The organism is Blastomonas aquatica, assembly GCF_014639875.1.
GTDB lineage: Bacteria > Pseudomonadota > Alphaproteobacteria > Sphingomonadales > Sphingomonadaceae > Blastomonas > Blastomonas aquatica.
In genome coordinates, this window is record NZ_BMGD01000009.1 from 17,808 (window position 1) to 28,738 (window position 10,931).

General features: G+C 59.8%; 9 protein-coding genes. 4 read left to right on the forward strand and 5 right to left on the reverse strand.

The genetic code is table 11. The features are described 5' to 3' along the window. Positions 1-178 precede the first annotated feature (178 nt). The gene (locus IEW00_RS17160) at positions 179-1,384 is read left to right on the forward strand and encodes a saccharopine dehydrogenase family protein (protein ID WP_188515654.1); all 1,206 of its coding nucleotides are present in this window, start codon (positions 179-181) and stop codon (positions 1,382-1,384) included. On the opposite strand, the gene IEW00_RS17165 is transcribed toward IEW00_RS17160, so the two are convergent. Together IEW00_RS17165 and IEW00_RS17170 are read right to left on the reverse strand one after the other, a co-directional pair. Continuing rightward, positions 1,362-1,652 carry a DUF1289 domain-containing protein gene (locus IEW00_RS17165; RefSeq protein WP_229737123.1) on the reverse strand — a complete coding sequence of 97 codons (291 nt, stop codon included), beginning with the start codon at positions 1,650-1,652 and terminating at the stop codon, positions 1,362-1,364. The genes IEW00_RS17160 and IEW00_RS17165 overlap by 23 nt on opposite strands. 331 nt (positions 1,653-1,983) lie before the next feature. Further along, on the reverse strand, positions 1,984-3,660 hold the full coding sequence (locus IEW00_RS17170) for a cation:proton antiporter (RefSeq protein ID WP_188515655.1): 1,677 nt from the start codon (positions 3,658-3,660) through the stop codon (positions 1,984-1,986). Positions 3,661-3,837: 177 nt separating this feature from the next. On the opposite strand from IEW00_RS17170, the gene IEW00_RS17175 reads away from it, so the two are divergent. The 3 genes from IEW00_RS17175 to IEW00_RS17185 are packed head-to-tail and all read left to right on the forward strand — an operon-like array spanning position 3,838 to position 7,063. Further along, positions 3,838-4,914, forward strand: coding sequence for an NAD(P)-dependent alcohol dehydrogenase (locus tag IEW00_RS17175; RefSeq protein WP_188515656.1), 1,077 nt, complete (start codon positions 3,838-3,840; stop codon positions 4,912-4,914). Further along, a complete protein-coding gene (locus IEW00_RS17180) occupies positions 4,911-5,864 on the forward strand; it encodes a bifunctional enoyl-CoA hydratase/phosphate acetyltransferase (RefSeq protein ID WP_188515657.1) in 954 nt (317 codons plus the stop codon). Before IEW00_RS17175 ends, IEW00_RS17180 begins: the two co-directional genes overlap by 4 nt. Then, positions 5,861-7,063 (forward strand): acetate/propionate family kinase, encoded by a 1,203-nt coding sequence (locus IEW00_RS17185; RefSeq protein ID WP_188515658.1) that lies wholly within the window; start codon positions 5,861-5,863, stop codon positions 7,061-7,063. Before IEW00_RS17180 ends, IEW00_RS17185 begins: the two co-directional genes overlap by 4 nt. A 3-nt stretch (positions 7,064-7,066) precedes the next feature. On the opposite strand, the gene IEW00_RS17190 is transcribed toward IEW00_RS17185, so the two are convergent. The 3 genes from IEW00_RS17190 to IEW00_RS17200 form a co-directional block, all read right to left on the reverse strand. Further along, positions 7,067-9,499 carry a TcfC E-set like domain-containing protein gene (locus tag IEW00_RS17190; RefSeq protein WP_188515659.1) on the reverse strand — a complete coding sequence of 811 codons (2,433 nt, stop codon included), beginning with the start codon at positions 9,497-9,499 and terminating at the stop codon, positions 7,067-7,069. A gap of 168 nt (positions 9,500-9,667) precedes the next feature. After that, positions 9,668-10,159: a hypothetical protein gene (locus tag IEW00_RS17195; protein WP_188515660.1), complete on the reverse strand. Its 492-nt coding sequence runs from the start codon at positions 10,157-10,159 to the stop codon at positions 9,668-9,670. A 72-nt stretch (positions 10,160-10,231) separates the two neighbouring features. Further along, complete coding sequence (locus tag IEW00_RS17200) at positions 10,232-10,828, reverse strand: hypothetical protein (protein ID WP_188515661.1); 597 nt, start codon at positions 10,826-10,828, stop codon at positions 10,232-10,234. Positions 10,829-10,931: the final 103 nt, after the last annotated feature.

A 10,931-nucleotide genomic window follows, 5' to 3' on the forward strand; every position in this document is an offset into this window, starting at 1 on the left:
GAACGGACCTGTGTGGTATCCCGAAAGCGGGACGGCAGGTTGCGGCAACAGCGGACGCCCCAGGTTGCTGAATAGAACGACCGACTGTGGTCATCGTTCCACCTGTTTAGTTTGACGGATCTACCCCAGAGCGCGATACCTCGCCTTCTTGACGCGCCGCATTTGCTCTGGAGCCAGAATGACGGACAGAACATTCGACATCATCGTTTACGGGGCGACCAGCTTTGTCGGCCAGATCATCACGCGCTACATGCACGAGCAGTTTTCGGACGGGTCGATCACATGGGCGATTGCTGGACGGTCACGCAGCAAATTGCAAAAGGTCAGCGACGCGATCGGGCTGGCGGGGGTGGACATTCTGGTAGCCGATGCGGCCGATGAAACCGCGTTGACCAAGATATGCGCCCGCACGAAAGTCGTCATCTCGACCGTTGGGCCCTATGCTCTTTACGGCGATTTGCTGGTGCAGGTCTGCTCCGCCACCGGCACGCACTATTGTGATCTGACCGGGGAGCCGCAATGGATCCGCAAGATGCAGTCCCGCCACGAGGATGATGCGAAAAAGAGCGGTGCGAGGATCGTACATTGCTGCGGTTTTGATTCCATCCCCTCTGATCTGGGTGTTCATTTTCTCCAGCGGCATGCCCTGGAACAGTTCGGTCAGCCATGCGACCGCGTCGAAATGCGAGTCGTGAGCATAAAGGGCGGGGCATCAGGTGGCACGATCGCGAGCATGGTCAATATGGTCAAGGAAGCGGTGTGGGATGCCGATCTTCGGCGTCAACTGAAGGATCCCTACAGCCTGTGTCCGCCGGGGCATCCCTATCGCGTCCAGCAACGCGATGTGAAGATTGCGTACGATACGGCTTATGGTGGATGGATTGCGCCCTTCATCATGGCGGCCATCAACACACGGGTGGTGCATCGGTCCAACGCCTTGAGCAACAACCGCTATGGCACGCAATTCAGATACGAAGAAGCCGTCGTTGCGCACGGCAAGGGCAGGGCACGAGCGATGACCTGGGCCTTGAACGGCCTGATGATCGGTCTGGCCGTAGCGCCAATCCGCTGGTTGCTTGAAACCGCCGTGCTGCCAAAGCCGGGTGAAGGCCCCAGCGAAAAAGCGCAACAGGAGGGCCGGTTCGACCTGGTTTTTCTGGGATCGACGCCAACCGGCGAGACCATCCGATGCCGGGTCACCGGTGACCGGGATCCTGGTTATGGGGCAACCGCCAAGATGCTCTCACAAGCCGCAGCGTGCCTTGCCAAGGATGTGCCCGACAATGTGGCCGGTGGCTTCTGGACGCCCGCGACGATCCTGGGCGATAGCCTGATCGAGAGGCTTCGGGCGCATGCGGGGCTTACGTTCGAGAAGCTAGCGTAGAGTTCAGTTCGTCGACCAACCGCGATGCGGTCAGTGATTCCAGCCTGGCGGGCAGGGCCGAAAGAATCTGCTGCTTTCGTGTCTCCAGCGCATTTGGCCATTCCTGGATTTCAGCCACGTTGCGACCGCAGCCTTCGCAGTACCCCGTTTGCTGATCCAATCGACAGGTCTGGTTGCATGGTGAATTCATGCTGCACACAACACCACAATCGACACCCTCAGGCAAGGCACCGATGGGATCAGCACAGGGTTTTGAAACAAGTGCCATCGGTCGTTCAATCCGATCGGCAGGTGGATTGCCCGCGATGATGGCGCGGTTGCATGCTCCGATCGGGCTGCCGGCGACCCAACAGGTTGGTGGCCCCGATCGTGCACGGCTTGATAAACGCCGCCCCGATAGCTTCCAGGGGCATTTCGGTCACCCAATATCAGTGCCAGTCTGCCTTCAAGAGGTGTCATGGGCCACCCTCGAAAAAAGAGGGGGTGCAATCGCAATTATTGCAGCCTTGATAAGACGAACCAGATGGAGAATGGATGGCGGCTGCTTTCCATGACCGGCGTTGGGTATCCCGTTACGTCGCGGTGCACATGCTTTGCCTTCAGTCTTTCGCCAGGCTGTCCAACACCCGGGTCATCGTGGTTTTGGCGGCGTCTTCAAACGGTTCCAGCACGATATCGGCACCGGCGGCTTCGATCAGTTCGACTTCCTCGTGGCGATAGATGGCAACCGCAACCTGTCCATCAAACCCTTCGGACTTGAGCGTGCGAATGAGCGTCAGCCGCGGATCGATGGCAGTGATGTCAGGTCCGTGGTGGCTTACGGTCGAGATGACCCATTGCGCGGACTCGAGCGGCAATTCGGCGATGAATTCGGGATCGGTAATATCTCCATAATTGGCATCAAGGCCGCGTTCTTGCCAGTCTTCGACCTGACTGGGGTCGTAATCGATCGCCAGCGTCGGCACCTTGTTGGCCAGCAGTTGACTGGCCAAAGCCCCACCCAGACCTGAGAGCCCCAAAAGGATGACGGCAGGCGGATCCTTGCGCGATTTCTGCTCATCCTCCTTTTCGCGTGCGGGGTCCTTTCGTTCAAACCGATCGAGAAAGGGCTCGAACCAGCTGTATAGCCGGTGCGAATAGGTGATCATGTACGTCGACATCGCGATGGTGATCAAACCGACCAGGGTCACCAGCCCCAGTTCGGCTTCGGTAACCTGTCCCAGGGTCAACCCCATGCCGATGAAGATCAGCGAGAACTCGCTGATCTGCGCCACGGTGAGCCCGGCCAGAAACGCCGTACGTTTGCGATAGCCCATCAACCCCATGATGATCAGAACGATCAGCGGATTGCCGATCAGCACGAAGGCTGAAAGGACAAGGGCTGCAGGAATGTTCGCGCCCAGCACTTCGAGGTCGAGCTGCGCGCCCAGCACCAGAAAGAAGAACAGCAGCAGAAAGTCACGCAGCGGTGCCAATCGTGATCCGATTGAATCACGAAACGGCGTCGATGCCAGCGCGACGCCGGCGAACAGGCCGCCAAGCTCGAGACCCAGTCCCAGATATTCGCCGATCGCGGCAAACACAGCTGCCAGGCCGATCGAAAACAGGATCAGCAACTCCTGGCTTTCAGCCAGCCGGCGGGTCAGCGGATTTGCTGCATAACGTACGATGAGAAACACGATCCCGCCCATGACGGCGACCGCAGCCAACGCGCCTGTGACGGATGTTCCTTCGCCTTCTGCTGCTGATCCAACCCCGATCGTCGAGAGGAGCACCATCGCCAGAACGACCACGATATCCTGTACGATCAAAAACCCGAGTGCGACACGGCCATGCAATGAGTCGAGTTCGCGCTTGTCGCTCAACAGCTTGACGATGATAATTGTGCTGGAAAAAGTCAGCGCCACCGCGATGTACAGGCTGGCAGTGGTATCGAAACCCAGACCCAGCGCGATCAGAAAGCCGAACACGGAGGTGAACAATACCTGGCCCAGGCCAGTCGTCAGCGAGACAAATCCCAGCGAGCGGATCAACCGATAATCCATCTTCAGGCCGACCAGGAACAGCAGCACTGCGATGCCAAGATCCGACAGCAGCTCAAGCGGGCCCTCCGAGCGCGCTACCCCCAGCACCGCGGGACCAGCCAAGATCCCGACCACGATGTAACTGACGACGAGGGGCTGTTTGAGAAAATGGCCAGCCAATCCGACCACGCCTGCCAAGATCAGCAGAGCGGCGATTTCGGAGAACAGCGAATGTGCAATCAGATCGGCCAAACGGCGTGCTCCCTGGGTATATCGTAACCTAACGAGGCGTAGGCCTTTAGGTTGCCGGAAGTCCTGCCGGGCCTTGGCGTCAACCGGCCCGATCGATGTCCAGGTTGTGGTTGATCTGGATCAAGGTGCCGATGTCAAACAAAGCTAGGTTGCACGTACACCACAGGAGCCTTAGCCATGACCCGAATGATGAAAGCCGCGATCTTCGCGGAGCCGGGGCGCATTGTGCTCGATGACAAGCCGGTTCCCGATGTCGGGCCGCTCGATGCGTTGATCAGAATCACAACCACCACGATCTGCGGCACCGATGTGCACATCCTGAAGGGCGAGTATCCGGTCGAACGGGGGCTGACCATCGGCCATGAGCCGGTGGGAGTCATCGAGAAGCTGGGGTCGCTTGTGCAAGGCTATCACGAGGGGCAGCGGGTGATTGCCGGGGCGATAGCCCCCAGCGGCCACAGTGCGGCGTGCCTGTGCGGCTTCCACTCGCAGGATGGTGGGACCTCGCGCCATGGCTTTAAAGCGATGGGCGGCTGGCGGTTTGGCAACACGATCGATGGCGCGCAGGCCGAATATCTTCTGGTGCCAGATGCGATGACCAATCTCGCCCCGATCCCCGATACTCTGGGCGACGAGCAGGTGTTGATGTGCCCCGACATCATGTCGACCGGCTTTTCGGGAGCCGAACGCGGCCATGTGCGCATCGGGGACACCGTGGCCGTGTTCGCGCAGGGGCCGATCGGGCTGTGCGCGACTGCCGGCGCGCGGCTGATGGGCGCGACCAGTATTATAGCGGTCGATTCAATCCCCGAGCGGCTGGCGATCGCCAGACAGATGGGCGCCGATCATGTCGTCGATTTCACCAAGGTTGATCCCGTCGCCGAGATCATGCGCCTCACCGACGGGCGCGGCGTTGATGTCGCGATCGAAGCGCTGGGCCAGCAGCAGACCTTTGCTTCGGCGTTGCGCGTGCTGCGTCCCGGTGGCACATTGTCGTCGTTAGGGGTGTATTCGGGTGATCTGACAATTCCACTCGATGCCTTCGCCGCTGGGCTGGGTGACCATACGATCGTTACCAGCCTATGCCCCGGCGGCAAGGAACGGATGGCTAGGCTTATGGATGTAATTGCCTCGGAACGGCTCGATACCAGGCCGCTGGTCACGCACCGCTATGCGCTCGATGATATTGAGGCAGCTTACGCGCTGTTCTCAAACCAGCGCGATGGCGTGCTGAAGGTCGCCATTACTGCATGATCGCATCCGGCCAGTCTTTGCCCGAGCCGCCGCGCTGTATCGCGGACATCATGGCGCTGGCTGGCAACCACCCGCCGGTACGCACCGCCGTAGTGCATCCGTGCGATGCCGCATCGCTCGGCGGTGCGATTGCGGCGGCAAAGCATGGCCTGATAGAACCGGTGCTGGTCGGCCCCGAAGCCAGGATCCGCGCGGCTGCCGATGCAGCGGCGCTGGACATCGCCCGGTTCCAGATCGTTCCGGGCGAACACAGCCACGTCGCTGCCGCAGAAGCCTGCCGTCTGGCTCGCACAGGCGACGTCGGGGCGGTCATGAAGGGCAGTCTGCACACCGACGAACTGCTGGGTGCAGTGGTAAACCGTGATTCCGGACTGCGCACCGACCGGCGGATGAGCCATATCTTCATCTTCGAGGTGCCAGATTATCCGCGGCTGCTGCTGGTCAGCGATGCCGCGATCATTATCGCGCCCGATCTCGCCGCCAAAAAGGATATCGTTCAGAACGCGATAGACTGTGCGATTGCGCTGGGGATCAGCCAACCACGTGTCGCGGTGCTCGCAGCGGTCGAGACGGTGCATCCGGCGATGTCAGCTACGATCGATGCCGCCTCACTTGCCAAGATGGCGCATCGCGGCCAGATCGTCGGCGGACTGGTCGATGGACCATTGGCGTTCGACAATGCGATCTCTCCGGCAGCGGTGGCGGCCAAACACATCGTGTCCGAGGTCGCAGGCAACGCCGACGTGCTGATCGCGCCCGATATCGAGGCGGGCAACATGATCGCCAAGCAACTCACCTATTTCTCCGGCGCGCTTTCGGCGGGTATCGTGATCGGCGCGCGCGTGCCGATCATCCTCACCAGCCGAGCCGATGATGAGCTGACGCGGCTCGCCTCATGCGCCGCCGCTTTGCTGGTCGCGGGGCATCAGCGGTTGAAGCCACCGCGATGACCGGGCGTCTGCTTGTCCTCAACGCAGGGTCGTCGAGCCTGAAGTTTGCCCTTTTTGATCAGGGCGCGCAGCCGGTCCGGGTTGCGGCGGGCAATCTGTCGCGGATCGGCTCTGCGCCTTGGATCACACTCAGGATCGGGGACGAGGTTACGCAGGATCGTTCTGCCGCCGAAGGCCGCATCGATCTGCGAACCGCTGCAGCCCTGGTGTTCGATGCGCTCGATGCCGAGGGATTGTTCGGCCGCATCTGCGCGGTGGGTCACAGGGTCGTGCATGGCGGGGCGAAGTTCACCGCGCCGGTGCGGCTCGATGCTTCGGTGCTGGGCCAACTCGAAGCGCTTGTTCCGCTCGCACCGCTGCATCAGCCGCACAATCTCGCCATCGTGAACTTTGCCGGCGAACGGTTGCCACACGCGGTGCAGATCGGCTGCTTCGATACCGCGTTCCATGCCCAGCGCCCGCGGATCGATACGCTCTACCCGCTGCCCCGTGACCTGAGCGAGCAGGGACTGATTGCTTATGGGTTTCACGGACTTTCCTATGCGCACATCGCCGCGCGCCTGCGCGAACTGGATGGTGAGAAAGCCGGAGGCCGCGCCATCGTAGCGCATCTGGGAAGCGGGTCGAGCCTGTGCGCAATGGAGAACGGTGCCAGTATGGCCACCACGATGGGATTTTCGGCACTCGAAGGGTTGATGATGGCAACCCGGTGTGGATCGATTGATCCGGGCATCCTGCTCCATATGATCGAAGCCAAAGGCATGACAGTACCGCAAATTTCTGATCTGCTTTACAGCCGTTCAGGGCTGCTGGGCGTGTCGGGCATTTCGGGCGACATGCAGGTGCTGATCGAAAGCGACGCGCCGGAAGCGCGCGAGGCCATAGACCTGTTCATCTACCGCACTGGCCGCGCCATCGGATCGCTCGCCGCGGTTCTCAGCGGGCTCGACACCTTGGTGTTCACCGCAGGCATCGGCGAGAATTCAGCTGCCATCCGCCAGCGGCTTGGCAATGCATCAGCGTGGCTTGGGGTGCAAATCGACACCGACGCCAATCGGCGCGGCGATGCAGTGATCTCTCCGCCCGGCTCAGCGGTGATGGTCTATGTCATCCCTGCTGATGAAGAACTGGCGATTGCCGAAGGAATGCTCGCGTGTCTGCAGACCTGCATTGACCCAGGCGACCACAGTGTCAGGTGAATATCACTGTTGAATTCGACAAGATATTGTCCCGACCCGATAAACCTCTGCGTAAGTTTCGCTGTCAACCAAGCTGTTGGTCGGTATCGCTTCGCAGGAACGGCCATCGGGCGTGGTGATCGACAAAGATGAGCCTGCAGGCGCACTGATCGTGAAGTACCCGTCTTCGGTCACCTGGGTCAGATCCTCGGTCGAACGGATGATTGCTCCCTTGAGCGGTGTGCCATCCGGTTCGAGCAGTTGGCCAAACAACGTGAAGCTGCGCAACGCCTCGTAGCTGAGTCTGACAACGTTGCCCGGGTAGAGCGTGACCTCCTTTCGGCGGATATCGACCTCATAGGGAGGGGCATTTTCAGGGATCAACGATACATTATAGCGATCATATCCACCCAGGCCGACTGCCAACACCTGGCCCGGCTGAAGCACGTTATAGGACTGGGTGTTGACCTGAACGCGATAGCCACTTTGTCTGGCATCGCCCAGCGGGGCGTCTTGATCGCGATCAAGCGCAAGATCCGCCAGGATCATGGCGTCGCCAGGCTGTGCCAGGCCAAATTTTGCAGTCCCTCCGCCAATCGCGAAGCCCGTCTGCAAATTCCCAAACACGGTCGTCGCGTCAAACCCTCCGCGCGAACGGGTATATTGTGCCGTCAGATCTGCAACACCCAGCGACGATGCCACATTTGCGCCGATGAACGCTCTTTCGTTGTTGGCGTCCGTCGACATGCCTGCCCGTCCGGTAAGGTCAAGCCCAGGCATGGTCTCGCGATGGGTAAGGGCAGCATTGAAGATCGGCGAGACGCCTTGACGCAAGTTGCCTGCGCCACGCGAGACATTTTCGACACCGCCGGTTACGGATCCGCGTGTCTTTGGTCCCACGCCGAAATAGGCGGTCAACGAAGCGCCAACACGGACCTCTTCGGTCGATGTCCGACCAAAGACCGAGAATATCGCAGGAGCGTTGAAAATCTTTGTCGGTCTCGCATAACGTACATCAACGCTGTAGCGATTGGTGCCGAAATCGCTCTCGTTATACGATCCCAGCACGGCGACCGACCCGCCCAGAAGATTGAACTGCATCGAGCCCAGGATGTTGCGTTCAGCGCGGAAAAAGGGCGCGTATTCTCCGCGATCAAGCGGCGGTCCGATGATATCCTGCCCTGGCTCCACCCACCGCCCTGACAATGTGAAGCGAATGTTCCTGATGACAGTGCTGCCGTTGATCAGGAAACCATAGCTGCCCTCATCTCCCACGGTTGCGACGACCTGGGCTTCAATGCCACCCAAAGCCGTCGAAACCGAGCCCTCGGCATAGTTCTTTCCGCCGACGCTGAGCAAACCCAGAGATACCCCGGTGGACGGTGCAACGCGCCTTGATGCAAATGCTCCAACCAATAAATCCCCATCGAGGGGTGGGAAGAACGTGTTCTCTATCTGCCCGTTGACCAGCCCGCCACCAAAGCGATTTTCGGCGAAAACTCCAGCACGAACGCTGAACTCGGTTTTGCCGGGCGGCGGCAACAAACCGGCGCGCGAAAACGATCTGGTTTCGTCGAGAATGATCGCCCCTTCGGCCCTTGCGATGATGGAAATTGGATATGAGCCATTGGGCAAACCGCTGGTATCGAGCATCTGCGGGCCAGCCGCATAATTTCGCACGGATAGCAAAATTCCGTTGCGACGGATTTCGACATCAGCCGCACGAGGAAGGACGATCTGGATTGGAGTGGCAGTATCGAGGTTGTTCGCCATTCTGGGATAGAAGCTGCCGAACTCCACGCCGACGAGGCGATAATTGGTCAGCAACCGGCTCGAAAAATCCTCGAACAAACCTGCACGAACGATGCGTTCATCCCAGACATGTTGGAGCAGTGCCTGGTTGATGTTGCTGCCGCCCTCATCGCGGATCAGGGTCTGCCCGATGAATGCGGTGCGTCCGACACTGGCATAGGTGTCAAGCGACACCCCGTAAGACAGCTGGGCGGCTTCCCCATCGGTGACGGCACCGGCCACCGCAACGTTTTGCACCAGAGTGAGCCCGCTCGACGACGACTCGCCCAGCGCCATAAGCTCTGTAGAGGGTTGAACGAGGCTGGCCGGATCGAAGAACAGCTCGACCGAGAACCTCTCAGGATCGACGATGGCGCCTGTTTGACCGGCGGGTAACAGGCCGCAATTGAATGTCTGGCCAGGCAGGCATCGGTACTGCTCATTTTTTGGCAAGGGAGCTGCCAGCAGATTGAGAACCGTCTGACGATCGATGATATCGCTCAGCGCGTCCGCCACCAGGGCAGGCTCATCGAACCGGATGGACCCGTTGACCAAGGTCGCGCGAAACGAACCGATCCGACGCCCGAGCACGAACAGATCAAAGAGTGTCGAGACATCCTCGTTCAGCTGTTCAAAACCTTCGGGAACACCGGTTTCGATCCGCATTTGCGGCCGTTCGGGCGTTGTCTGGCTGTCAGTGCCCGGTCCTTGCGGGTCTGCTGCAGGCTCAGCTACCTGCGCATGCGCCGAGAGTGATTGAGCGCTTAAAAGGCTCCCAATCAATGACGTAAAAATAACGGAATGGTGTCGCCCCATGTGTCTTCGTGACGATGACTAGAGGGGCAAAACTGTAAACTGCAGGTTTTTCAGGTACTGACCCGCAACCGCTTTCTGCAGGGTCGACTGGTGAAAACGCAGTGCTACAGTGACGTTGGCGTTACCGGCACAAGCATATTGAGGATCGACGCGGCCCTCGAATGTCAGCTGCCTGTTGCCGCCCGCGCTGAGCGCAGCCGGTGTCGTCATGCCATCGTTGACTGTTACCTCGAAATTGAGCCCTTCAGGCAGGCTCGATGCATCGGAGGTCACGACCTGGAGCTGATAGCGTCCGGTCGAACTGGTGACGCACATCTGAACGGTAGATCCAAGATCACCCGATCCGAACCACCGCAGATCGTTTGACGTTGTAGACAGGATGCGGAGGGAAGCGGAGGGTGTAGAGGACGGATTGACTGAAGCCATGGCTGGCTGCGCCTGGCCCGCGCTGGATGCAACGCTCAAAGCAACCAAAGATGCCCAGACAATACTTTGCTTGCGATGTGACATTGTTCCCCCCCTTTTGAGTTCGCGAAAATTTGCGGGCGGGGTTGTTTGCAACCCCGCCCACAAAAGCGTTCATCAAGGAACGGCAACTGTTACGGTCAGCGTACCGGTATACACTCCAGCAAGCGCGGCCAGTGCGACGCTGTTGCGCACACCGATGCCGATTGCAGCGTTGCTTCCGCCGGTCACGTTGCTGCAGTTGAAGTCGGTGGGACGGTTCTGGCCACCAGCGGTGGTGGTTGCTGCACGCGCCTGGTTGCGAGCAAGGAAGCCACCGGCAACGAAGGGCGATCCGGTTCCCTGGTCGGTGAAGGAAGCCAGATAGTTGAGCTGCGTACCTTCAGGTCCGGTCAGGCCGAACGGGTTGCCGCTGGTGCCTGCCAACGCGCTGGTCGGGGTGATCGTGTAGTTGCCCGCCGAGGTCACGTTCGAAAACACGCAGAAGTTGGTGACAGCTTGACCTGCGCGGTTGTTGGGAGCGCTTTCGTTGATGTCGCCGGCAGCGATGTTGATCGTCAGATCGTCAAGGCCACGGATGTTGACGAAGGGTTCGATGGTGACGTTGATGTCGGCGGTTCCAGTGCTGGTGGCACCGGGCGTTCCATCGGTAGCGGCAAACGCGCTGGTCGACATAAGGGCGGCAGCAGCAACGCTAATCAGTATTTTCTTCATATTTAATCTCCACGAGTCGCACATGAAGACTTTCTTAAGAAACAGTCCTGGGCGGGGCCCGCCTGTGCGCGGTAGAAACGGGTTGTGGTATGGTTTCGGGAGG